The organism is Ruegeria sp. CDSC045 (assembly GCF_059610725.1).
The window spans coordinates 114,283-136,561 of sequence record NZ_JBXWOE010000013.1; the positions used below are offsets into that span (position 1 = coordinate 114,283).

24 protein-coding genes and 1 pseudogene are annotated in these 22,279 nt (G+C 55.3%); 12 read left to right on the forward strand and 13 right to left on the reverse strand.

The window, feature by feature from the left end:
* Positions 1-355: 355 nt before the first annotated feature.
* The 4 genes from AC2FH6_RS19220 to AC2FH6_RS19235 all read right to left on the reverse strand — a co-directional run bounded on the left by AC2FH6_RS19220 (position 356) and on the right by AC2FH6_RS19235 (position 2,508).
* On the reverse strand, positions 356-601 hold the full coding sequence (locus AC2FH6_RS19220; RefSeq protein WP_496690100.1) for a hypothetical protein: 246 nt from the start codon (positions 599-601) through the stop codon (positions 356-358).
* A gap of 14 nt (positions 602-615) precedes the next feature.
* Positions 616-1,086: a hypothetical protein gene (locus AC2FH6_RS19225; RefSeq protein WP_496703982.1), complete on the reverse strand. Its 471-nt coding sequence runs from the start codon at positions 1,084-1,086 to the stop codon at positions 616-618.
* A gap of 757 nt (positions 1,087-1,843) precedes the next feature.
* A complete protein-coding gene (locus AC2FH6_RS19230; RefSeq protein ID WP_496703983.1) occupies positions 1,844-2,197 on the reverse strand; it encodes a hypothetical protein in 354 nt (117 codons plus the stop codon).
* 59 nt (positions 2,198-2,256) lie between these two features.
* The gene (locus tag AC2FH6_RS19235; protein WP_496690098.1) at positions 2,257-2,508 is read right to left on the reverse strand and encodes a hypothetical protein; all 252 of its coding nucleotides are present in this window, start codon (positions 2,506-2,508) and stop codon (positions 2,257-2,259) included.
* Between the two features lie 345 nt (positions 2,509-2,853).
* Between AC2FH6_RS19235 and AC2FH6_RS19240 the strand changes: the two genes are divergently transcribed.
* Positions 2,854-3,270 carry a hypothetical protein gene (locus AC2FH6_RS19240; protein WP_496690097.1) on the forward strand — a complete coding sequence of 139 codons (417 nt, stop codon included), beginning with the start codon at positions 2,854-2,856 and terminating at the stop codon, positions 3,268-3,270.
* A gap of 172 nt (positions 3,271-3,442) precedes the next feature.
* Positions 3,443-3,643, forward strand: coding sequence for a hypothetical protein (locus AC2FH6_RS19245; RefSeq protein WP_496690096.1), 201 nt, complete (start codon positions 3,443-3,445; stop codon positions 3,641-3,643).
* 55 nt (positions 3,644-3,698) lie between these two features.
* On the opposite strand, the gene AC2FH6_RS19250 is transcribed toward AC2FH6_RS19245, so the two are convergent.
* Complete coding sequence (locus AC2FH6_RS19250) at positions 3,699-4,430, reverse strand: Crp/Fnr family transcriptional regulator (RefSeq protein ID WP_496690095.1); 732 nt, start codon at positions 4,428-4,430, stop codon at positions 3,699-3,701.
* 155 nt (positions 4,431-4,585) lie between these two features.
* On the opposite strand from AC2FH6_RS19250, the gene AC2FH6_RS19255 reads away from it, so the two are divergent.
* Entirely contained in the window at positions 4,586-4,822 is a 237-nt protein-coding gene (locus AC2FH6_RS19255; RefSeq protein WP_496690094.1) for a hypothetical protein, read from the forward strand.
* A 577-nt stretch (positions 4,823-5,399) separates the two neighbouring features.
* On the opposite strand, the gene AC2FH6_RS19260 is transcribed toward AC2FH6_RS19255, so the two are convergent.
* The 3 genes from AC2FH6_RS19260 to AC2FH6_RS19270 form a co-directional block, all read right to left on the reverse strand.
* Positions 5,400-5,531 (reverse strand): hypothetical protein, encoded by a 132-nt coding sequence (locus AC2FH6_RS19260; protein WP_268952749.1) that lies wholly within the window; start codon positions 5,529-5,531, stop codon positions 5,400-5,402.
* A 98-nt stretch (positions 5,532-5,629) separates the two neighbouring features.
* Positions 5,630-7,252 (reverse strand): chaperonin GroEL, encoded by a 1,623-nt coding sequence (gene groL, locus AC2FH6_RS19265; protein WP_496703984.1) that lies wholly within the window; start codon positions 7,250-7,252, stop codon positions 5,630-5,632.
* Positions 7,253-7,559: 307 nt separating this feature from the next.
* The gene (locus AC2FH6_RS19270) at positions 7,560-7,811 is read right to left on the reverse strand and encodes a hypothetical protein (RefSeq protein WP_496690092.1); all 252 of its coding nucleotides are present in this window, start codon (positions 7,809-7,811) and stop codon (positions 7,560-7,562) included.
* Positions 7,812-8,351: 540 nt separating this feature from the next.
* On the opposite strand from AC2FH6_RS19270, the gene AC2FH6_RS19275 reads away from it, so the two are divergent.
* Complete coding sequence (locus tag AC2FH6_RS19275; RefSeq protein ID WP_496690091.1) at positions 8,352-9,608, forward strand: class I SAM-dependent methyltransferase; 1,257 nt, start codon at positions 8,352-8,354, stop codon at positions 9,606-9,608.
* 407 nt (positions 9,609-10,015) lie between these two features.
* Here AC2FH6_RS19275 and AC2FH6_RS19280 read toward each other — a convergent pair whose 3' ends face one another.
* A complete protein-coding gene (locus tag AC2FH6_RS19280) occupies positions 10,016-10,903 on the reverse strand; it encodes a LysR family transcriptional regulator (protein WP_496703985.1) in 888 nt (295 codons plus the stop codon).
* Positions 10,904-11,067: 164 nt separating this feature from the next.
* Between AC2FH6_RS19280 and AC2FH6_RS19285 the strand changes: the two genes are divergently transcribed.
* From AC2FH6_RS19285 to AC2FH6_RS19300, 4 genes are all read left to right on the forward strand, one after another.
* Positions 11,068-11,688, forward strand: a complete 621-nt coding sequence (locus AC2FH6_RS19285) for a glutathione S-transferase family protein (protein ID WP_496703986.1) — start codon at positions 11,068-11,070, stop codon at positions 11,686-11,688.
* 87 nt (positions 11,689-11,775) lie between these two features.
* Positions 11,776-13,431 (forward strand): FAD-binding oxidoreductase, encoded by a 1,656-nt coding sequence (locus AC2FH6_RS19290; RefSeq protein WP_496703987.1) that lies wholly within the window; start codon positions 11,776-11,778, stop codon positions 13,429-13,431.
* A 53-nt stretch (positions 13,432-13,484) separates the two neighbouring features.
* A complete protein-coding gene (locus tag AC2FH6_RS19295; protein ID WP_496703988.1) occupies positions 13,485-14,831 on the forward strand; it encodes a dihydrolipoyl dehydrogenase family protein in 1,347 nt (448 codons plus the stop codon).
* Positions 14,832-14,873: 42 nt separating this feature from the next.
* Complete coding sequence (locus AC2FH6_RS19300) at positions 14,874-15,578, forward strand: SDR family NAD(P)-dependent oxidoreductase (protein ID WP_496703989.1); 705 nt, start codon at positions 14,874-14,876, stop codon at positions 15,576-15,578.
* Positions 15,579-15,745: 167 nt separating this feature from the next.
* Here the strand turns inward: AC2FH6_RS19300 and AC2FH6_RS19305 are convergent, their stop codons facing one another.
* Entirely contained in the window at positions 15,746-16,669 is a 924-nt protein-coding gene (locus tag AC2FH6_RS19305) for a LysR family transcriptional regulator (RefSeq protein ID WP_496703990.1), read from the reverse strand.
* Between the two features lie 101 nt (positions 16,670-16,770).
* Here AC2FH6_RS19305 and AC2FH6_RS19310 point away from each other — a divergent pair, with 101 nt between their 5' ends.
* The 3 genes and pseudogenes from AC2FH6_RS19310 to AC2FH6_RS19320 all read left to right on the forward strand — a co-directional run.
* Complete coding sequence (locus AC2FH6_RS19310) at positions 16,771-17,757, forward strand: sterol desaturase family protein (protein WP_496703991.1); 987 nt, start codon at positions 16,771-16,773, stop codon at positions 17,755-17,757.
* Positions 17,758-17,767: 10 nt separating this feature from the next.
* Entirely contained in the window at positions 17,768-18,058 is a 291-nt protein-coding gene (locus tag AC2FH6_RS19315) for a hypothetical protein (protein WP_496703992.1), read from the forward strand.
* 12 nt (positions 18,059-18,070) lie between these two features.
* Positions 18,071-18,538: pseudogene (locus AC2FH6_RS19320) on the forward strand (3-methyl-2-oxobutanoate hydroxymethyltransferase); the annotation flags it as partial.
* Between the two features lie 92 nt (positions 18,539-18,630).
* Here AC2FH6_RS19320 and AC2FH6_RS19325 read toward each other — a convergent pair.
* The 3 genes from AC2FH6_RS19325 to AC2FH6_RS19335 all read right to left on the reverse strand — a co-directional run bounded on the left by AC2FH6_RS19325 (position 18,631) and on the right by AC2FH6_RS19335 (position 21,102).
* Positions 18,631-19,110 carry a hypothetical protein gene (locus AC2FH6_RS19325; protein ID WP_496688766.1) on the reverse strand — a complete coding sequence of 160 codons (480 nt, stop codon included), beginning with the start codon at positions 19,108-19,110 and terminating at the stop codon, positions 18,631-18,633.
* A gap of 651 nt (positions 19,111-19,761) precedes the next feature.
* Positions 19,762-20,352, reverse strand: a complete 591-nt coding sequence (locus AC2FH6_RS19330; protein WP_496703993.1) for an isochorismatase family protein — start codon at positions 20,350-20,352, stop codon at positions 19,762-19,764.
* A gap of 18 nt (positions 20,353-20,370) precedes the next feature.
* Positions 20,371-21,102: a pirin family protein gene (locus AC2FH6_RS19335; protein ID WP_496703994.1), complete on the reverse strand. Its 732-nt coding sequence runs from the start codon at positions 21,100-21,102 to the stop codon at positions 20,371-20,373.
* Positions 21,103-21,192: 90 nt separating this feature from the next.
* Between AC2FH6_RS19335 and AC2FH6_RS19340 the strand changes: the two genes are divergently transcribed.
* Entirely contained in the window at positions 21,193-22,095 is a 903-nt protein-coding gene (locus AC2FH6_RS19340; RefSeq protein WP_496694316.1) for a LysR family transcriptional regulator, read from the forward strand.
* The last annotated feature ends 184 nt before the right edge of the window (positions 22,096-22,279 follow it).

A 22,279-nucleotide genomic window follows, 5' to 3' on the forward strand; every position in this document is an offset into this window, starting at 1 on the left:
GCAACCAACTCACATATCAGTGTTCGTTCTCAGGAAATTTTCCCATGACTAATGTCCGGTTTCACCAGTATTTCACACCTTCGGGCAAGCTGCAGCATTTGTTATTTTGGGCTCACGGCCGCCGTTAGATCGATCGCAGCATCTTGGCCAGAAAGTGCCACAGCCCCTAGCAAGGACGGCCCAAAGCTGCCATTCATCGGGTCAGGCCACGCCGCAACGCAGCTTCATCAAACCGGCCATTCGCTGCGCGGGCGAGATCCGTGCGTCGTGATAGGTAAGCACCGCGGACGAAGGGGGCTTTCGCATTATCTCGGACAACGACGCCAGGCAACCCTAAAAACAACCAAGGGATCTATCACGACCGGCCGCCAGAGCGGCGGCGACCTTGACCGACGCCTTCCGGCACAGCCGCGCGCCAAGCTGAGGTGCCCTTGCAGCGGGAACAGATGCGCTCGCCAAAACCTTCACTCCAGAAAGAGGATTTGCAGCGCAAGCAGAACCGTTCCTTGGGCGCATCTGCAAGCGCACGCTTTGGCGGTTCCGAGACGATGAATTCCTTCTTCTTTTGCATCAGTTCCTCGCGTATCGTTGATTCAGGCATTCGCTTCTTCAACCTCATTCGGGCATAGGCGAAGTGGACTGTTGGCATGGCATCCCTTCATTTTCGGCGTTCTGAATTTCAGAGCTGTCCTGCGAAAAAACTTGCGGGGTATCGTCTTTGGAACTTTGGTCAACGAGATCGATATTCTCCCGTGTTGTCCGCGATCCCGAGTAAAGATGGCGCAATTGGGCCTCGGATACCCCGTCGGCCTGCATCACAAGCTGCACCATTGGGTCTGCCAGCATTTCTTCCAGAAAAACATCAGACAGCTCTCTTCCTGAAAGCTTGTCCTTCGCGCGGGCATTGTCGAGATCAATCAATGAAACGGTTAGGCTCCGGGTTAATCCCGGATGGGAAAAGCGTGGATGCAGGTGGACAACAACCGAAGCCTTCCAAGCTTCCGGGTTTTGGTGATCCGGAGGCGAGGCGAGTTCGGTCTCGATTTCATACTCGCCGGCGGGGAGCGTTTCTGCGAAACCGGGCACTGTGAATGGCCCGTCGAAAACTGCGATGGTCTTGCTGAATTGGTCATCCATTGCGGTGGTCCTTTCGATTAAGGGCCAGGTAGGGCTCGTCAGCCCGCTCCGGCGCGACTCTCGGGATTTTTCGAGATTGGCTGAACCGGCCTTTGCCGCCCTGATTGTCGGTTTCCTTATTCGACGGTTCAGCAGGACGGCAGACCTAATAGCCAGGTCATTGAAAGACTTGATCCCAATCGATTTCGGATTTTCCACTGAGACCTCGGTGCGTCGGTCAGACCCGAAAATTCGCACGTAGCCTATCAGTATATGGGGTTTGAAGTGCCGATTTACTACGGCGCGTTGCCAAGCAAATCAGCACACGAGGCTCGGTATCGGACCAAGGAGCGCTATTTGAGAAGTTACAACAACTTCAAATTTAGGCAGGCTTCGCTATCCCCGTTAGTTTTGGCAAGTTTTCCTTGCATAATCGAATTCTCGCGACATCCGGCGCGTTTGTTTCCCCAATAAGAGCGCTGTAGTTCATGCCTATTTTCATTTCGGACCTGACGGGCCCGGTTGGTTTGGCTGAGCCGGTGTGATCGCTTGTTGCGCTGCGATAGATTGTACCTGAGGGAAATTTCAGACTGCTTGCATCGGTATCCCGCTTTCTAACATCAAGGGTCGAACAGGTTCCATGGTCACTTTCCAGTTGCAATCTAAGCATCCCACTGACCGTAGCAAACCAGTGTAAATTGATGAGGGCGGCATTAACGCAATCATACTAAGATGCATCAAGGTTCAGTCCTTCAATGCACGCTTTGGCGAGATCGCGGTTCGGGGAATCGGAACCAGGCATGGTCGCCCAACCCGCATCCATCACGGCGTCGCGTCGCTTGTACGACGTGGCAGCCTGGATCGTCGCGAGCTTTGCTAAACGCTGATTATCCGTGCGGGACATGTCGTGGCAAATTGGCACGAGCGCCGCGATCACCTGGTCCCGCGCCATTTTGCTTGCCAACTTGTTCGCGCTTCCGCCGGTCATCCAGCCGCCCCAAGAGAATCCAACGACGCCGACAAACACCGCGCCGAGCAGTGCGCCATACATACCGGGTTTCAGCCATTCAGGATTGGTCATATCAAGTCCTCCAGCGGAGAAAGCGCCGCTTCGCTATGTTGAATTGTTTCACAACGGGCCTAGTCGCAGGCAATGGCGTGCTCCAGATCCTTTTGTGTTGTCATGTGCATCGTTGTTTGACCGACATGACTCCCTCGACCCCTGACCATTAAGTAGGTCGCAGTGCGTCGGTAAGCCTCAAAGCTGAGGCCCTGCAGCAACTCCTCCTCGAAGAGAATTTCATACGCGCCAGCCGGAAACACGATGTCGCTGTTTCCCAACCTGAAGGCATTGGTGAACGTCACCTTTGACCTGATCGAACGCGTGAGCATCCCATACCTCCGTTGAATTGATCGCTGGATTTCCGGTACCGACCATGGTCGGCCGCATCAGTCCAGATGCCCCGTCAAGTCACAGCACTTAGGGCTATATTATTCCCAACCCATGGGCTTTATGCTGATCGAAGTTAGCACCCATCAGGTTCTTTACTGTCAGGATGTGAGCAACAGCCTCACCCCCAACAACCGGGGCTTGAAGGTGGCGCATTCAGGTAGATGCAAGTCTGTGCGCCTTGCAGCAATCAAGCAATATTGAATGCGGTATCCAACGCGTTGGTCGGTATCTTTGTCCCAACGATTTTTGTCGAGCGCCGCTCCCCTAGTCCGAAAGGAAAAATCATGTCTGTATCAGATGTTCTTCGCCCGGATGGCTCCGACTACGACCCTTTCCTGCTTGCAGAAGTGGGTGAAGACAAAACCGGTGCAACAGTCACGGTTTTGTCAGCCCTTGCGCGTCTCGGGCTCGAGCCTTGGACCGAGGCTCGTGAGCTTGCACTTCTGGGCCGCGATGCAGCGCATGCCCGGCTGAAAGCACATCTTTCAACAGTCAGGGATGTACCCACGCTTGATCATGCGAGCGGCAGTGTGGCGACAAAGTTGGTGGCCTTGTTACCTAAGCGCGTGTCGCATCGCGTTTCGAAATTGCCTGAGACAATAAAGTATACCGGCCCCCGGATCCCGATCTATTGGATGCTGATTTCACTCATGGGCGCTCTGATACTTGCGCGGATCTTTTATCTGGCTCAAGCGGGCTAACCTGCGTCAGTACGAAGGCGCTCCGAAACCCGTTAGGTAACATGTGTCCGCTGTGTATTTGGTTGGCATTTTTTTTGAGTATCTGAGGGGCGCGGGGAACATGGAGTTCCCCAAAAGAGCTGTATGAGTCTCGTGCTTCTTATTCTCGGACCGTCCAGGAAAGGACATTCCAATGAATGATGAAGACCAGAGTCAGGAAAACCACACCGTCAAACACATGGCCTCCGTCAAGGCCGCCTGGGACCAAGCGCCTGAAGGCCCCAAAAAGGCGACGGCATTGAAACACTATCAGGCCGCTGAAAGTGCCCATGAAGCCGAAAATGACGAAGAGGCTCACAAGAAACTCAAGGAAGCCAGTCGGGCGCTGATGTAACGTCACGCGTTGGAGATGTAAGCAGGATCGTCCAAAACCAGATTGTGGGACCCAATCAGGCCAGAAGTGGCCGCTTCTGATCCAGATACGCTGGATCGAAATCCGCCAGTTTAACCAGACCCTCATAGTTATTGAACGTCACAAACCCATCCCGAAATGTAACCAACTCGTCCTCCCTGAGTTTGCGCAGGACGCGGTTGACGTGAATGGCGCTCAATCCCAGTGCATCGGCAAGATGGTACTGTGTGAGCGGGCAGGCATAGCCTTTCTTGCTGCCCATCCCTACAAGCGACAGCCTGACTCCTAGTTCCAGTAGGAAATGTGCCATGCGCGCATCCGCATCACGCCGTCCAAGCCCGACAAGATGTTCGACAACCATCGCTTCGTCGCGTGACACGGCCCATAAAATTGCAGTGGCCAGCCGAGGTGTCTCTGCGAAGGTTTGCAAAAGATCACTCACCAGAACCTCGGCGGCTTCGATATCAACAATCGGCTCAATGCCATGGTCTGACGTGTGCAACAAAACGCTGCGCAGCCCAAGGAAATCCCCTGGAATCTGGAAATCGACGATTTGGCGTGATCCGTCAGGCTGAATCTTATATGAAACAACCCAGCCAGCGGCGAGGATATAGGCAGCCTGTTCCGATTGTCCCTGATGAACAAGATCTCGGCCAGCCTCAAAGGTTCTCCTCCGCTGGTGCAATTGTTCCAAAACGGCCAGTTCCGCCTCTGCCAAGGCAACAAATGCCGAGAGTTTCTGTGTTAGCGGGCTGGTGTTGGTGTTCATCGTTGGATTTCCCCGAGCCTGCAAAGACTCTACGAAGAATTTGGTATTGAGGCTACTTTCGATCAGTCCAAAATACCAAAACTCATGTGACAATAGAAAAACCATCACCACCTCGCCTGGTCACGAATCCAATGACTTTAAAAGGAATGACCCCAATGTCAGACCACCAAGATCCCGCAGGCATGGCTGCACTCTCGATCTGCGAGGCTCTTCTACTTGCCTTGAACGATCTCAATCTTCTTCAGGAACGTGAGATCGTCGGGGTTTTGCGCGATGCTGCCGTGACCCACGAGTGTGCCAATGGTTCGGAATTAGAGCTAGAAACCCATTCGGCAGTCGCCAAATTGATCAACGAGATTATTATCAGCGGTAACTTTTCGCGCCGATCTTAGATCACGCGGCCGGGTACTTGGACGTCCTGTTGTTCGTGTTTCTACCGACGATGCTCCTCGCTGCAATTGCCGGCATGTGGTTCTTTTACATGCAGCACCAGTTCGAAAAAGCCAGTTGGCAGCGGGAGCATGATTGGAACGTTCAGAATGCGGCGCTTGAAGGTAGTTCAAACTAAGCACTGCCCGGAATGCTGAGCTGGATCACCGGGAAAGTCTGAGTTCACCATGTTCATAATCTGGCCAGCCGTATCCCGTTCTATCGTCTTCTCGAGGTCCTTCGAGGTCATGACGTCCTTGCCAACACCCGGCGCAACACTCTCTGCGATAGCTTGCGCTTCACAAGCCTCGCGCTCTGGGAGGAATCCTAACGCATCGTTATAGTGAGTTTTGAATCAATCCGGGTATAGATCAGAAACTTCAGAAACCAAATTGCGAAGCATGCCAAAGCGGCGCTCCAATGGCCTTCGGACACCATGGGCCGGAGTTGCGGCTATTACCCATGTCTCCATCCCTTCCTGACGACGCGAATCCTGCACGCTCCGCCTTAGTTGCAATCTTCGTCTTGCGACTATGAAAATTACTTTTTCTTACTCCCTATCTTGACCGGCTTCTGACCCTTTGAGAAATCGGCCGTCGCCACGATTTTTTCCTTTGCTTTCTTTGGCTTTTTAACCTCGCGGTTGCCGCGCCTCTTGTCACCTTTTGACATCTGAGTTCCTTTCAGGTTGGTTTCTCTCAATACGTTTGCATGTTACAGATCGACCGACTGCATTGAGGTGGTCCCGTAGTTGGGTCAAAAGACCTGCGTCACGCCCTCAAGGGTCCCAAATCTGATGCAGTTCCAGACCTGTAGGGTTTTTGTGCGACCATCGCCTCGGTTGTGATCAGAAGGCTTGCAATCGACGCCGCATCTTCCAGAGCAACCCGGACAACTTTGGTGGGGTCAATGATCCCCGCTGTCAGCATGTCGACATAAGTTTCCGTTTGAGCGTCGAACCCGAAGGATGGGTTTTCGCTTTCGATGATCTTTGCCGCGACGACCGATCCGTCCACGCCGGCATTTTCGACAATCTGACGCAGCGGTGCCTGGATTGATCGCCGGACGATCCTGATGCCGGCATCCTGGTCGGAGTTGGCACCTTCAAGGGTCGCAAGCGCTTTGTCTGAATGGAGCAGCGCAACACCACCGCCTGGAACAACACCTTCCTGAACCGCCGCGCGAGTGGCGTTCAACGCGTCGTCAACCCGATCTTTGCGTTCCGTTACCTCAATCTCCGTGGCCCCTCCGACCCGGATGATGGCGACCCCGCCTGTCAGTTTAGCAAGACGACTCTGCAGCTTTTCCCGTTCGTAGCCGGTCGTCGTATCTTCGATTTGGGAGCGAATCTGGGCGACCCGTGAAGTGATTGCTGATTTGTCGCCCGCGCCATCAATGACGGTCGTATCGTCCTTGGAGACGACGACTTTCTTTGCGGCACCGAGCATGTCCAGCGTGACGGTTTCAAGTTTGGTCCCCAAATCGGTCGAGATCACTTGACCGCCCGTCAGGATCGCGAGATCCTCCAGCATCTCCCTGCGGCTATCCCCAAACCCAGGCGCCTTCACGGCGGCAACTTTCAATCCGCCACGAAGCTTGTTGACCACAAGCATGGCCAGCGCATCGCCCTCCACGTCCTCGGCAAGAACCAGAAGCTGCTTTTCGGCTTCCATGACTGCTTCGAGCAACGGCACCATGTCGGCAAGAGACGACAACTTGCTCTCGTGGAACAGGATAACGCAGTCTTCCAGCTCTACGCACATCTTGACCACATTTGTTATGAAATATGGGCTAAGGTAACCGCGATCGAAATTCATACCTTCGACCACTTCGGTTTCGGTCTCCAATCCCTTGCTCTCTTCAACCGTGATTACGCCTTCAGTGCCGACCGCAGCCATCGCATGGGCGATCTGACGGCCAATCGCTACATCTCCGTTGGCGGAGATAGCCCCTACCTTCGCAATTTCAGCACTGTCGCCAACCGGTCGGGACAGGTCCTTGATCTTTGCAACGACGACCCGGACAGCTTGTTCAATACCTCGCTTCAGATCCATCGGATTCATGCCAGCGGAAACGGCCTTCATCCCTTCCTTGACGATTGCCTGAGCCAGAACGGTAGCAGTGGTTGTGCCATCGCCAGCCTCTTCGTTGGTGCGGGACGCGACTTCCTTCACCATCTGGGCTCCCATGTTTTCAAAGTGATCCGGAAGCTCGAATTCTTTGGCAACAGTAACGCCATCCTTAGTGATACGCGGGGCACCGTGGGATCTGTCCAAAATGACGTTACGACCTTTGGGACCAAGAGTTATCCTGACGGTGTTCGCCAGCATGTTGATCCCTGTTAGGATTCGGTTGCGCGCATCAGCACTGAATTTGACGTCTTTGGCGGACATGTCGGGAACTCCCTGAGACAAGGATTGGATGATGGTCTGCAGCGTCGGAAAAGACCGACTGGTCCATGGTCTTTTCGTCTTCGTCGAAAAGGCGACGTCGAGTGAATGGCCTCGAAGCACTTTTTTTTAGGTTTGCCGAGCAGAACAGCACTGGACGGAGGCGTGCTGATCGAGTGAGTTTCATTCGGGCGGGAGCGGTGGCGGTTTCTTTTTCGGGTCCACTTCAAAGGTCGGGAGCCAAACCACTACCGCGCGGTGTCACAAACATCGAACCGTGTTTTTGGTGACTATGATCGCGTTAATCAAGTCAGCAACGGCCTGATGGCATTTTGTTTCCAATCCTATTGTTGGAGCGTTTTCGTGAGCCGTCGCCGCGGCGCGTAATACCCTCGCGACATGGCGTTCCGGAAGCAATTTTTTGATTATTCAAGGAGAGCGACGGTGCCTCGCTGGTCGAGAGTGCCGCCATTCCTGCAAACTCTGTTGGGTCAGACATCATGGGCGGTTCCTGTTGCGTGAATTCATCAGGATCAGAATTGGGCCCGATGAATTCAAACATCGTTGCAGAATTTTCTGCATGTTGGACTGATTGAAAGCAGCTTCACGGCGAATTTTCTTATGAAATTTTCGTCGCACTTAGAGTACTCAATAAAAACAAGCGAAAACAGGCCTCTCATTCGAAAACTATCTGCAATCGTCGCTCTTTCGGGTGCTGAACGGTTGTTTGCAAACTTTTAAAACGGCCAGAGTTAGCGACATGCTGGACACATTTGTCCAGCGATCACAGCAAACAACCGAAAGCCCGAAGTTGTAGCGCTAGAGAACTGCTTCATTCAGATCATATGGACGACTTCGATGCCATCCGGCTTAGCGGGTGCGGATGCGAAGGATCCGAACACACACATGCGCGGAACACACAGATATGTTTAGTCCATGCGGCAGGAATTCAGCGCAGGGCGCTTTTTCGATTATGCTCGCGCGGCGATCATCGGCGAGTATTTGGGAACATACCTAATCAATGTGGCATGATCTACGCGCATGACCGACTGCTCTGCGGGCTAAGCGGACATAATATGCTCCTTCAACTTGTGCCATCGCCATGGAGTGTAGTCTAATCTTGGGAGCATTGGAGGATGTCACATTGTGGGTGTCGTTGCTTGACCGCCTTTTGAACAAGATCATCCAGGAAGGTGAGCTTGCGGTGACTTGGCCGGATGGGCGTTGTAGCACCTATGGCCGCGGAAAAGGGCCCAGTTCAGCCATAACCCTCCACGACAAAGCGCTTCCGCGCAAATTGGTAATGAACGGCGATCTCGCATTGGGCGAAGCCTATATGGATGAGACTCTAACAATTTCGCAAAACGATTTACGCGGCTTTGTTTCGCTAATTGTGCGCAATGCAAACAACTATGGTGGTGGGCGTTACGGCACGTCGGTTACAGGGCTGCGCAAGTCACTTAGACGTATCGCACAGTATAATCCCGTTCATATCGCGCGCAGAAATGTCGAACATCATTATGACCTTTCCGCTGATCTCTATGAGCTTTTTCTTGACCAGGACCTTCAATATACCTGCGCCTATTTCTCAGACCCGGGGCAAAGCATCGAAGAGGCACAGGAAGCAAAGAAGGCGCACATAGCTAAGAAGCTCTTAATCGAGCCCGGAATGACAGTGATGGATATCGGATGTGGTTGGGGCGGCATGTCCATTACCTTGGCGCGAGACTATGGAGCGAAGGTGGTTGGTGTGACCTTGTCCAAAGTGCAGTTGGAATATGCAAAAAGCAGAGCCGAAGCGGCAGGTGTCGGGAATATGGTCGAATTCCGCCTGATCGACTATCGGGACGTCAACGAAGAATTTGACCGTATCGTTGTGGTCGGAATGATGGAGCATGTTGGTCGGCCCCAATATCCAACTTTTTTTCGCAAGCTGCGTGAGAATCTGAAACCGGATGGCGTCGCATTGGTGCATACAATCGGTCGATCCACCCCACCCGGTCGAACGTCACCATGGATTCACAAATACATTTTTCCCGGCGGATATGCACCATCAATGTCCGAAGCCATGAAGGAGATTGAAAAGCAGGACTTGGTGACCACAGATGTTGAAGTCTGGCGCGGCCACTACACGCGAACGCTTCAATGTTGGCAGGAAAAGTTCGAGGCCAATCTGAAATCGATCCGCGACCTCTACGATGATCGGTTTCTGCGAATGTGGCGATACTATCTGATCGTATCCGAGATGGCCTTTTCGGAACAGGGCATGGTAGTCTTTCAATTTCAGCTAAGCCGAGGTCAGATGGTTGTACCTGTAACCAGGGATTATCTGAGCAAAACGTCTAATCACTCGGGTTGAGGGTCGTGGGAGTCAGCGGTTCTAAGATACGGCGAAGGAGCCTGTGCGGGCATCGAGAACAATAGAACTTAACGTGAAAACATCGAGAAAAAAGGGTTCCGCTTTGGGCTTAGATCGGTCATCGACAGGCAGTACAACTTCACCTTTCTCAGACAAAACCTGACTGTCGCGCACCGGCCCAAAGGAGACCTTCACCGATCAGTTGCGCGCTGCGGTGCGGCTCCCGCATTGCGGACATTCGTGCAAAGCGCAGCATTTACGAGGGATTACACATTTGGTTAGCGGGGAAAATTTAGCTTTCGCCTCAAGTACCCCAATGACTGTTTACTGCAGGGAACTAGATTGCAGTGAACACGGCTGACGTCGAAAAAACCTCCCATTTCAAAGCGGTGTGACTTCGCCTTTCCTCAATAGGACCTGAAATAGCTTGCCAGATGATCTATTAGCGCTCGTACACGTGCGGTCAGATGGCGATTGGGCGGATAAAGCGCGTAAAGCCCGAAAATTTCTGTCTCATACTCGGGAAAAAGCTGTTCCAGCGATCCGTCCACCAGACTCCGGGCAATGGCATATTGCGGACAGCGCGCGATGCCGAGCCCCGCAAGCGCCATGTTCGCAATCGCGGCCGGCGCGTTGGCATGAAAGGCACCGGCCGTCTTGACCACAAAATCCCGGGCACCGGTGCGGAACCGCCAGGCGGTGGCATCCGCCGGGTTTTCGTCGATCAGGCAGCTATGGGTGGCAAGCGCCATCGGATCGCCGGGATGGCCGTTGGCGGCCAGGTAGGCCGGTGATGCGCAGACTATCAGCGGCATATCCGCCAGTTTCCTAGCGATCAGGGTCGAATCCGGCAGCACGCCGATCCTGACGGCCAGGTCAAAACCCTCCTCCACCAGGGCGACCCTGGCATCAGAGAGCCTGAGATCGATGTCGACATCCGGATGCGCCTTCATGAAGGGTGCGAGGGCCTGGGTCAGATTGGTGCTGCCGAACCCGGTCGGTGCGGTCAGGCGGATCGGGCCGGCCAGGGCGGATTGCCTTTCTTGTACCAAGTCGTCGAGTTCGTCGATCTGTTCGACGATCGGTCGGCAGCGTTCAAGATAAGCGATCCCAACATCCGTGAGGGCGACGCTTCTTGTCGTCCGGTTGAATAACTGGGTCGAAAGCCTGCCCTCGAGCTGCGCCACATATTTGCTGACCAGCTTGGTCGAGAGGCCAAGACGTTTGCCCGCGGCGGTGAACGAGCCCTCCTGCGCCACGGCCAGAAAGGCGCGCATCGTATCAATCGTATCCACTGCAACGCTCCTTCGTCGTTCTGTTGATGGATTATTATACCCAATTTGTTCATAGTTATTGAATAAGGTATGCGATTATCAACGAATGGGCCATATGGCATGTTTCTACCTGTGAGTACTGCACCAGTGCTCAGCCAAGGAAACCCCTCCGAAAGGTAAAACCCATGCCAAACGCCATCCGCATTCACCGTCATCCTCTTTCCGGCCACTCGCACCGGGTCGAGCTTTTCGCCAAGCTCGGCGGCATCAATCATGAACTGGTCGATGTCGACTTGATGGCTGGCGAGCACAAGAAGGAACCATTTCTGTCGCTCAATCCGGCCGGGCAAGTTCCCGTCATCGAAGACGGGGACGTGACCGTTGGGGATTCCAACGCCATACTGGTCTATCTCGCGCGGAAATATGCCCCCAACTGGCTGCCCGCCGAACCCATCCGCGAGGCCGAGGTCCAGAAGTTCCTGTCTCTGGCTGCCGGCGATATCGCCCATGGCCCGGCAGCCGCGCGGCTGGTCACCGTCTTTGGCGCCCAACTGGACGTCGAACGCCCCAAGGCGGTGGCCAAAGCCGCCTTCGCGCGTCTCGAAGCGCATCTGGAAGGGAGCGACTGGCTGGTCGGTGGCGCACCGACAATCGCCGATGTCGCGATTTACAGCTACACGGCGCATGCGCCTGAGGGGAACGTCTCGCTTGCCGACTATCCCAATATCCGCGGGTTGCTGAGCCGTGTCGAAGCCTTGCCGGGCTTCGTCCCCATGCAAGGCACCAAGGTCGGCCTGGCCGCCTGAGGAATCCATGCGCCCGGTCCGATGACCGGGCGCAGTCTAACTCGTCTGCAGTCACCAGAACGCCATCCCGGCGCAAGGAGAATTCCGATGCCTGACACCATTCAGAGCGACATCAGCATGTCCCCGTTCCACCAGGGCGAACACCTGGCGCAGGAGCGGCTAGGTGTCCGCGGCATCGAAGACTGGGCCCGACAGGTTGTCCGCGATCACCTGCCCGAACAGCACCGCGAGTTTCACACTGCCCTACCGTTCCTGGTCGTCGCCGCGCGGGACGGGCAGGACCGGCCCTGGGTCACCTTGCTGGAAGGGCCCGAGGGATTTGTCACGTCACCCGACAATCAGGCGCTTTCGATCAGTGCATTGCCCGGACCGGGTGATGCCCTGCACGACAACATTCTGCCTGGCAGCGATATCGGCATTCTCGGCATCGAACTGGCCACCCGGCGCCGCAACCGTGTCAATGGCCGCGCGGCCGGGGTCACCGCCACCGGGTTCGACTTTCGCGTCGACCAGAGTTTCGGCAACTGCCCGCAATACATTCGCGAACGAAACTGGCACCGTGAAGCAGGTGCTGTTCGCTGCGAAACCACAAGAGGCAGGCGGCTGACAACCGAGCAGGCCCGATGGATTGCGTCCGCGGACACGTTTTTCATCGCCAGCGGCTATCGCGGCGAGGGCGAAAGCGCGACCTTCGGGATGGACGCCTCGCATCGCGGCGGCGACCCGGGTTTCGTCGCGGTGCCGGATGACGGGCGGCTGCGGTTTCCGGATTACGCGGGCAACAACCATTTCAACACGATCGGCAATATTCTCCTTGATCCCAAGGCCGGGCTTCTGTTCGTCGATTTCGCAAGCGGCAGCTTTCTTCAACTGACCGGCAAAGCCTCGATCGACTGGGACAGCGATGCGCTCGCCCGGTTTCCCGGCGCGCGCCGGCTGGTGACGCTGGAGATCGACGAGGTTGTCGAGACACGATCGGCAGTCAGCCTCAGATGGGCAACGGATGCGGATTCGGTCCGCTCAATCCGGCTTGTCGAAAAGGCGCCCGAGAGTGCCGATGTCACCTCTTTCGTCTTCGAGGCGCGGGACGGCGAACCCCTGGCCGGGTTCGAACCGGGTCAGCACCTGCCGATCGAGCTTGACATTCCGGGGATCGGCGAACCGATCAGCCGCACCTATTCGCTGTCCAACGGGCCGAATGAATATCGCTACCGCATTACCGTGAAACGCGAACCGAAAGGCATCGCCTCCCGGTTTCTGCATGACCATCTCGAACCGGACGCGATCATCAACAGCCGCCGGCCCGCGGGGGATTTCGTGATGACCTGCTACAAGTGCCCGCTGGTTCTGGTCAGCGCCGGCGTCGGCGTCACGCCGATGATGAGCATCCTGCAGGCGGTTGCGAGCGAGCGAGGCAACCGCCCGGTCTGGTTCGTGCATGGCGCAAGAGACGGACAGCATCACCCGCTGGCGCAGGAGGTTCGTGACCTGGCGTCTAGCCGCTCGGGCATCACCGTGCATGTCGCCTACAGCCAGCCCGGCCCGGAGGACGATATCGCGGTCGATTATGACAGTCACGGACGCATTGACGGAGCGCTGCTGGCGCGGCTGATCAACAATGTCGACGCGCATTACTTCATCTGCGGGCCCACAAAATTCATGGGCGCTTTGCAGGCGGATCTGCAAGGCCGTGGCGTACTCCCGGAACACATTCACACCGAAAGTTTCGGCCCCGCGGGGTGATCGCGCCCGATCAACCAAGACGGCCGGGGCCATAGCTCCAGGAGAAAAAGAAAATGGCTAAATCATATGATATTGTGATTATCGGTGGCGGCAATGCCGGGTTCGGCGTGTCGGCCATCGCCCACGAGACGGGCAAGTCCATCGCCTTTGTCGAAGCGCGCGATTTCAGTGGCACCTGTCCCAACCGCGGCTGCACCCCTAAGAAAGTGCTGGTCGCCGCTGCCCACCCCTTGCATGAGATCAAGCAGGCCCCGGTGCACGGTATTAACGTCGGCGAACCAAGGCTCGACTGGGCCCGGCTGATCGAGCGGGAAAAGGACCTGATCGGCTTCATCCCGGACGCTATGCTCGGCCTGGCCGAAAAGCGCGGCGACGTTTATCGCGGTTTTGCCAGTTTCACCGGCCCTAACAGCGTCGCGGTCGACGGGCAGGTCATCACCGGCAAGGATATTGTCATCGCGACGGGATCAAGACCCAGGCCGCTGCCGATCCCCGGCGCCGAACACATGATCACCTCGGACGAGGTTCTGTCGGACCCGACGCTGCCGGGCGAGGCCGTGTTCATCGGCGGCGGTGTCATCGCGATGGAGTTCAGCCATGTCTATGCGCGCGCGGGCGTCAAGGTGACGATCCTCGAAGCGCTGCCGCAGCTCCTGCCGCGTCTCGATGCTGATGCCGTCGCCGCGCTTCGGGCCGAAACCGAACGCCTCGGTGTGAGCGTCAAGACCGGGGTATCGGTCACGGCGATCGAGAAGAAAGGCGACGGTCTCACGGTGCAGTTTTCCCATGATAGCTGCGATCAAAGCTTCAACGCCGAGCGTGTCGTCAACGGCGCGGGCCGCATCGCCAATATCGACGGCCGGAACCTCGAGACCGGGGATATTGCTCATGACGGGCGTCGCATTCTCATCGACGACACGTTGCAATCGACCTCGAACCCGTCGGTCTGGGTTGCCGGTGATGCACTGGAACACTCCCCCGAGCTGTCTCCGATTGCGACTTACGAAGGCCAAATTGTCGGCCATAACATCGTCAACGGACCAACCAGAAATCCGGATTACAGCGTGATCCCCAGTGCGGTCTACACGGTCCCGACACTCAGCACGGTCGGGCTGAGCGAAGCCGAGGCCAAAGAAAAAGGCCTCGATGTCGCCGTGACAGTATCAGACATGTCGGGCTGGTTTTCCGCCAAGACCTATGCCGAAACAGCAGCCTTGTCGAAAGTGCTGGTCGACAAGATCAGCGACCGGATCGTGAGGGCCCATGTTCTGGGTCATCACGGCGAGGAACAGATCCATCTCTTTGCCATGGCCATGCGCCACGGCATTTCCGCCAGCGACCACAAGTCCTCGCTCTATGCCTTCCCGACCTTCGCGGCGGACATAAAGTCGTTGATCTAGCGGAGCCGTCGGCGGAGCAGCCATCGTAGAAGGAGAATTCTCATGGAGAACAAAGTCTGTCTGATCACCGGTGTCGGCGATGGCACCGGTTCATCCGTCGCCCGCCGGTTTGCGCGCGACGGCTATCGCGTGGCCCTGCTGGCGCGCAACAAGGACCGGTTGCGCGATCTTGAAAGAGAGTTGCCCGGCTCGAAGGCCTTTGCCTTCGACCTGGAGGATCTCGATCAGCTTGCCCGCGTTTGCCGCCAAGTGAAGGAGAAGATGGGCACGCCCGAAGTGATCGTGCACAACGCCGTTCGCGCCACCTTCAAACCCTTCATGGAGGTCGACCCCACGGAACTGGAACGCAATTTCCGGGTCAACACCACAAGCCTGCTTTACATGGTGCGTGAATTGACCCCGGCAATGGTTGAACGTGGCAGCGGTGCCATCGTGGTCACGGGCAATACCTCGGCCTTGCGCGGGGTCCCCAATTACGCGCTCTTTGCCCCGACAAAGGCGGCCCAGAGGATCTTTGCCCAATGCCTGGCCCGGGAACTGGGGCCAAAGGGCATTCATGTAGCCTATGTGGTCATCGATGCCGCCATCGACACGCCCTGGACCCGTATGCCCTTCAACCCGGACGCGCCCGAAGATTTCTTCAGTAAACCCGATGCCATAGCAGAGGAGGTGTTCCATATCGCCCATCAAGACCGATCTACTTGGTCGTTTGACATAGAACTGCGACCCTACGGTGAAAAGTGGTGAGCGACGGACGGCCCGTTCCTGCTGTTCGTTTCCCTATCTCGCTGCCGCGGTGCGGCTCGCCGAAACAGCCATTCGCTGCACGCGCAATTATGGAGGCCTGTCAAACTCACACATCGCGGACACAGCACCATTTCGCTGCATGCGCCCCAATGGTCGCTTATCTCGGACTAGCTCGAAATAACACATCGAGTTGGCCCAGATGCAGTGAAGTGATCGCGGCAGGCTTGCGCGAATTCTTTAACGATCCGCCTTGGGCGCGCGCGGTCGTAACCGAGGGCCAGCGTCAATGGTGGCAAGGTATCTGAAATCGGACGGGCGACGACGGGCGAGCCTCCGTAGGTTTCGGATGTCAGCGGCAGCATGTTCAGGATGGCGCACCCCCTGCCTGCGGCGACAAGGCAGCGTACCATTTCGGTCGAGTTCGCATAGGCCGAGACGGGCGCTTGCCGTGTTCCAGATTGAAACAGACCTTCGTAATAGGAGGCGGCCACGGGACGGTTCAGCACGATCAAGGGTTCCTTTGCAATCTGAGCCATCGTGACTGCATCCTGGCCTGCCAATGGATGGGACTCTGGCAGCAAGCAATACGGGGGTGCCGCAATCAAAGTGTCAAATTCGATGGAAGGCCGAACACCTTCAGCCACAAACAAACAAACATCATATCTCCCCTTGAGCAGCCCATCCTGTGCCTCATCATTGTTACATTCTTCCAGCTCAAGGGTGATATCAGCTCGGTTTGGCAAGAGCGCATCAAAAACTTGCGGGAGGAACGCGGGCGCGATGGGAGCATAGTAACCAATCTTCAACGTTCCGCTTTGCGACTGTTTCAGCTCCGTTCCTTCAATCAGAAGAGACCGATAGTCCTCCAATAGGTGTTCGCATTTTCGCGCCACATCTCGCCCAGCCGCATTCGCCTGGATTCCTCGCGCGCGCTGGCGGATCACAAGGGTCAGATCGAATTCCGCTTCGACCTGATCAATCGCGCTGGAAACTGCGGAGGCCGCAATGTTCAGCTCCGCCGCCGCTTTTACGATGCTCCCATGACGCAGGGCAGTCGTGAAATACTCCATTGCTTTAAGGGTCAGTGGCATTTCTATCTCTGAATTTGTGATAATGATGATCTTTTAATACTATTTTTCCGTCGAAACAAATCGTGCAAAAATATACGTGCTGTTAATATCGGAGGCGACTGATGTCTGACGCACCACTCAAAGGCTGGAACCACACGCCAAACGTGCCGCTTCAAGTGTCACCCTTCTTCAGTTGGCCGCAGCGCCCAATGGCGATGGTGAAGTGGTTCTGGAACTCTTGGTTCTTCATCACCGAACGATTGATCGTGGTCGCGATCGCCTGCATATCGTTCTATTGGTTTCAGCCACCGTTAGAAGAAACGCAAACGCTTGCCGTCGGGTGGATTGCACAGATGTTCATCCGCAATGTTGCGTTGATGACTCTCGTGGCCGGAGGATTGCATCTTTATTTCTACACCTTCACCAAACAGGGGCAGAAGCTGAAGTACGACCCGCGCCCCCTGATGAAAAACGGGCGGCAGTTCACGCTAGGCGGGCAAATCCGCGACAACATGTTCTGGACCATCGCCAGTGGCGTGACAATTTGGACATTCTATGAGGTGCTGATGTTTTGGGCGATGGCCAATGGCTATGCCCCTATGCTGACATGGGCCGCGCACCCGATCTGGTTCATTGCCCTGTTCCTGCTGATACCGGTCTGGGAGAGCTTTTATTTCTACTGGATTCACCGGTTTCTGCACATCCCGTTCTTGTACAAGCACGTGCACGCGTTGCACCACCGTAACATCAACGTCGGCCCATGGTCAGGCATGGCGATGCATCCCGTCGAACACCTGATTTTCCTTGGGTCAGTGTTGATCCATTTTGTGGTTGCCGCACACCCGCTCCACATCCTGTTTCACCTGCAATACTACGCGCTGACGGCTGCGACAACACATACGGGCTTTGAAGGCATGTTGGTAAAGGACAAGAACCGCCTGAAGTTGGGGACGTTCCATCACCAGATGCACCACCGTTATTTTGAATGTAACTACGGATCGCTCGAACTGCCGTGGGACAAGTGGTTTGGCTCGTTCCATGATGGCACTGTCGAATCTGACGCGAAAATCCGCGAACGCCGCAAGAAATTTACAAACGGGGCCAAATGATATGGGTGGCATGACGGTTAAGGACCTACTGGACGCTAAAGGCAAACGCACAATTGCATATGTGCAAGTTGCCCGTGAGGAAGAAGCGATTGCGGCCGCGCAGGCAGGCATAGACATGATTGGCACAGCCTTTGTGTCAGAGCGGTCCCATTTCGCCAAAGTTGTGCCTGAAACGCATTTCCAATTTGGCCTGCCTTGGGGCAAACATGCAGATGCGACAGAGGCTTTGCGCGATACTATGGACGCAATGATGGCAGGTGCGCAGTCGGTCTATTGCGGCTACAGCCCGCGGATAGTCTAGGCACTTGTTCGCGAAGGTATTCCCGTCATTTGCCACGTCGGACTTGTGCCACCCAAAGCCACATGGACAGGCGGCTTCAAAGCTTTCGGCAAGACAATGGAACAAGCCAAGATGATCTGGACGCAAGTTCAGGAGTTCGAGAACGCCAGTGCGTTCGCCGTAGAAATGGAGATCGTGGCCGCAGGTCTTGCAACCGAGATCACCAAACGCACATCAATGCTCACGATGTCGCTGGGTTCGGGCAGTGGATGTGATGCGCAATATCTGTTCTTGGCTGATCTGTTGGGCGAAAACCGTGGCCATATCCCGCGCCATGCGAAAACCTACCGTAACTTCGCCGCGGAGAGGGACAGGCTGCAAGATGAACGTGTCGCCGCCTACCGTGAATATATCGCAGACGTCACGAACGGAGGGTTTCCTAACGCCAACCAAATCATGAACATTGACGATGAGACACTCGCGAAAGTCTTGGAGACGTAAACTCGAATGCTTCAAAGCGGCCATTCATTTGCCGTGCATCATTTTGAAGTTTGGGCTCTCAGCGGACATTCGAGAGTTCACAAATAGGAGGCCTAGTGGAAGCCAAAAACCTTTGTTAAAGCCGCAACAGCGGTCGCCAAGAAAATAAGTAGCCAGAGCCTACTTGGCCGATAGTCTGTCGAGAAGTACCGAACTCTTCTTTGGCTTGCTGCAAATCGCTCTTGCTCCCAACCACCTGCTTTTGGACCGATAACAGGTTCGATATTCGCTCGGATGTATTCACTGATACTTTCTATGAAAACGCGATGCAGAAAGGTTCTACGCAGCGAGAATAGCGAGACAAAAGGTGGCGCAAACCATACCCATGTTTCGAACTCGTTGCTAATCAGGAAGCTATCGCTGAAAATCAATCCGTAGATGACCACTAGCGCTGCGAAGGCCCCTCGTTCGAGACGAAAGTTTCTTTCAGTGTCTGCCTCGATTGAAGCCCTTAGCGCTTTGTACTCTTCGAGAAGGTAGTTTGCTTCGCGGTCACTCAACGAAGCCTCTGCCTCAGACTTTTCAACATCCAATACATTCCCCCCAATCGCAATCCAAAATTCCCAACGCGACTTCGTTATTGAAAATACCAACTGCTATGTCTAGCAAACTTGAAACAAATCCGAAAATCTTAGCACCAGTTGCCTGTGCAAAGCCCGTAGCACGCCTTCAACCACAAAAGGCTCACCAGATCGCGGCCAGTATGAGTGCCAGAAGAAGGAGACATAGTTCATCGTATTGGCGATCTCCAATAGTGATAGCGTAGTCTTAGATTGGATCGCGTGACACTTCGAGACCGGACATTCAATCCCTCCGCAGAATTTGTCAGGAAGGGCTCTCAGCGGACATTCGAGAGTTCACAATAAGGAGCGCCTGATGTCGGCTCTGTGGGACAAAGCGGACTTGTGCAGTCGCAGCTATTGCTGACGCAGAAAGCATTTGCGTCCGCAGCGATTGCTGTTTGTCGGCGCAACGAATTTCCCGTTTTCAGACATTCGGACAGGCACAAACCTGTGAAATCCAAGCAGCGCAGGAAGCCAACATGGTCTCTCTGTTTGAAATGGGGTCGAAAGAACAAAGAATGTTCATGGACTTCGCACGGCGCTTCGGCGCGGCCTTGAGGAACGAACAGCTACATTGAAGGGCAATCGATGGACAGCGAACCCTCCATCGATCATCGACCTTTAACCCCGGCTGAGGATTTCTTCCCCCAACACCGCCAATATCTTCTGCCCGTCCTCGCTGGTCCAATTGACCGCGAGATCGGCGAGAAGTGCACTCGTCGTGGTCAATTCGACTCCGCCGCGCTCCATCTTCCGAAATGCCATCTCATCTGTCAGCGATGTGGGCGAGCCAGAGGCATCCACGACAGCCGTCACCTCAAAACCCTCGGCAGCAGCATCAATGGCGGGAGGTGCAAGGCACACATCGGTGGTGATCCCCGCCATGATGAAATGCTTGCGGCCAGTACCACGCACTGCATCTGCGAACGCACTGTCATCCCAAGCATTCACCACACCGGGGCGTTTCACCCGGGCCGCATAAGCATCAGGTGCAAGCTCTTCCAGCGCAGGCATCAGCGGCCCTTGCATGTGTTCTTCCATGCTGGATGTCATCACAAGAGGCATTCCAAGATCAATAGCAACCCTTGCAAGCGCACGTGTGTGTGCTTCGATCAGATCCCGATCAACAGAATTGGCCCAATTCATTGTACCGATTTGATGGTCAATCAGCACCATGGCGGCATTTTGGGGGCTCGGTTTCTTAGCGGTCATCACTTTTTCCTTTCAGTTTCAGTTTGATAGCGTGAGAGGTGGTAAGTCGAAAATCAGCAGTTCCAGATCTGGCTGTGTCACAAGCGACAGCGTCTGTGTGTTCACAATCCCGACCCCGTCACCCTTGGTTAGGCGTTTTCCGGTAATTTCGCCGGAGCCGTTGATGACAAAGGCGTAGATGCTGCGCCCTTGATCTGCGGGTTGAAATGAGAGCGTCTGAGAGGTCGTGAACAGCCCGTAATTCATGCGAACATCTTGCTGTGCAACCAAAGACTCCTTGTCCCCCGTCGGCGACAGGACAAGTTGGAAGGCATCGGTGTAATCCCCCGGATCAAGTTGCTTGCGCGCATAGTCGGGGTTCAGACCAAGCGAGTGGGGCTCAAACCAGATCTGCAACGCGCGCATTGGGTCGCTTGAAGAAGCATTGACCTCATTGTGGACGATGCCTGTCCCTGCAGTGATCACTTGGATGCCTTTTGAAGACATCCGGCCATTGTGGCTCGGAACATTTGGATCAATGTGTTCCACGGAGCCGTCGACCAGAAACGTCACCACTTCAACATCTTTGTGCGGGTGAAGGCCAAACCCCTGAGCACCAGGTGCAAGCGTGCCGTCGTCGATCGTGATCAATGGGCCAAACCTTTGCCGGTCGGTTTGCAGATGCGGCTTGAAAGACAGCTGGGCAGTCATGAATCCAAAGTCTTTGTGCTCGCGACTATCGGCTGGATGGAATATCAAATCTTGTCTCACGATACGGCTCCTGTACGTCCTTGTTGCGAAGAACCTAGCTAGGCCGTTAGTTCTGGAAAATAGCTCTTTTTTAAACTATCGTTCGAATTTATGAACGATAGGCATTTCTCCTGCACCAAGGCCTTTGTCGCCACGCTCCGAGCCGGATCAATGAGCGCTGCTGCAGCTGATCTGAAAACAACAAAGTCGGCTATCAGCCAGAAGATTGCCGTGCTCGAAGCCGATCTTGGACTCACTCTGCTGGATCGATCTGGCCGATCGGTCATGGCAACGTCTTCGGGCAAGCGGGTTTTCAACATTTGCGTCGCATCGGTTGACGCCGCAGCGCAGGCCGAAGCTGAGCTTGGCCTTAAGAGAGGCGACAGGGTTGAAGGGCGCGTTTCGCTCTCGGGACCGAACAGTCTCCTGGAGACAATTTTCCTGCCCATGATTGAGGGGCTGCAGCGCGAATATCCGGAAATTGAGTTGGAGTTACACGCAGACGATGCCAGATCGGATTTTTCAACCGACGATATAGACCTTTCATTTCGGACGGGCGAACGAGATAGAGGACGAGACGTGGCTGTGTCTCTCCCGGTTGCGCCGCGAGCGCCATTCGCAAGCCCGAAATTTCTACATCGTTTCGACGCCTTGAGAACACCATCAGACTTGCCAGGCCTGCCGGTCATCTTGCGTACTCAGGAAGCGCCAATTTGGTCGTTTCGAAACTCAGACGGAGTGCAACAAGACATTTGTCCAGAGCCCGCCATCCGAGTCAATACAATGGAATTGGCCCGTGCGGCGGCAATGTTCGGGACCGGAATCGCGATGTTACCTGAGCAACTGGCAAAGTCAGACGTCTCAGCCGGAACACTTTTTCGTTTGCTGCCGGATTGGTCGCTGAAACCGGTCAAGGTCACATTGCTTTGTCGTGCGCAGCGGCTTTCAATGCCCGCTGTCGCTGCTGTCCGCAAGCACATCATCGAGCAGTGCCGATCTCAATCAGGTTCGTAGTGCACGGAATGGTCCGCTTTTGTACCGCTCAGCGGCGCTAGCAATGATGCGGTCGCGGCGGTTTCCGCGCTGCGAGCGCACGCAGCGAGAAATAGACATGTCGGCTGTGGGCTCAGAGCGGACCTCGGAGGCAGCGCAGCGTGTCGTGATAAAATGCTCCGGTCAACGTCGGGTTGTCGTTTTG

Coding starts and splice junctions, on each gene's coding strand:
- AC2FH6_RS19220 (WP_496690100.1), bottom strand. CDS start 601: ATGCCTGAATCAACGATACGCGAGGAACTGATGCAAAAGAAGAAGGAA.
- AC2FH6_RS19230 (WP_496703983.1), bottom strand. CDS start 2,197: ATGACCAATCCTGAATGGCTGAAACCCGGTATGTATGGCGCACTGCTC.
- AC2FH6_RS19235 (WP_496690098.1), bottom strand. CDS start 2,508: ATGCTCACGCGTTCGATCAGGTCAAAGGTGACGTTCACCAATGCCTTC.
- AC2FH6_RS19240 (WP_496690097.1), top strand. CDS start 2,854: ATGTCTGTATCAGATGTTCTTCGCCCGGATGGCTCCGACTACGACCCT.
- AC2FH6_RS19245 (WP_496690096.1), top strand. CDS start 3,443: ATGAATGATGAAGACCAGAGTCAGGAAAACCACACCGTCAAACACATG.
- AC2FH6_RS19250 (WP_496690095.1), bottom strand. CDS start 4,430: ATGAACACCAACACCAGCCCGCTAACACAGAAACTCTCGGCATTTGTT.
- AC2FH6_RS19255 (WP_496690094.1), top strand. CDS start 4,586: ATGTCAGACCACCAAGATCCCGCAGGCATGGCTGCACTCTCGATCTGC.
- AC2FH6_RS19260 (WP_268952749.1), bottom strand. CDS start 5,531: ATGTCAAAAGGTGACAAGAGGCGCGGCAACCGCGAGGTTAAAAAGCCA.
- groL (WP_496703984.1), bottom strand. CDS start 7,252: ATGTCCGCCAAAGACGTCAAATTCAGTGCTGATGCGCGCAACCGAATC.
- AC2FH6_RS19270 (WP_496690092.1), bottom strand. CDS start 7,811: ATGTTTGAATTCATCGGGCCCAATTCTGATCCTGATGAATTCACGCAA.
- AC2FH6_RS19275 (WP_496690091.1), top strand. CDS start 8,352: ATGGAGTGTAGTCTAATCTTGGGAGCATTGGAGGATGTCACATTGTGG.
- AC2FH6_RS19285 (WP_496703986.1), top strand. CDS start 11,068: ATGCCAAACGCCATCCGCATTCACCGTCATCCTCTTTCCGGCCACTCG.
- AC2FH6_RS19290 (WP_496703987.1), top strand. CDS start 11,776: ATGCCTGACACCATTCAGAGCGACATCAGCATGTCCCCGTTCCACCAG.
- AC2FH6_RS19295 (WP_496703988.1), top strand. CDS start 13,485: ATGGCTAAATCATATGATATTGTGATTATCGGTGGCGGCAATGCCGGG.
- AC2FH6_RS19300 (WP_496703989.1), top strand. CDS start 14,874: ATGGAGAACAAAGTCTGTCTGATCACCGGTGTCGGCGATGGCACCGGT.
- AC2FH6_RS19305 (WP_496703990.1), bottom strand. CDS start 16,669: ATGCCACTGACCCTTAAAGCAATGGAGTATTTCACGACTGCCCTGCGT.
- AC2FH6_RS19310 (WP_496703991.1), top strand. CDS start 16,771: ATGTCTGACGCACCACTCAAAGGCTGGAACCACACGCCAAACGTGCCG.
- AC2FH6_RS19315 (WP_496703992.1), top strand. CDS start 17,768: ATGACGGTTAAGGACCTACTGGACGCTAAAGGCAAACGCACAATTGCA.
- AC2FH6_RS19330 (WP_496703993.1), bottom strand. CDS start 20,352: ATGACCGCTAAGAAACCGAGCCCCCAAAATGCCGCCATGGTGCTGATT.
- AC2FH6_RS19340 (WP_496694316.1), top strand. CDS start 21,193: ATGAACGATAGGCATTTCTCCTGCACCAAGGCCTTTGTCGCCACGCTC.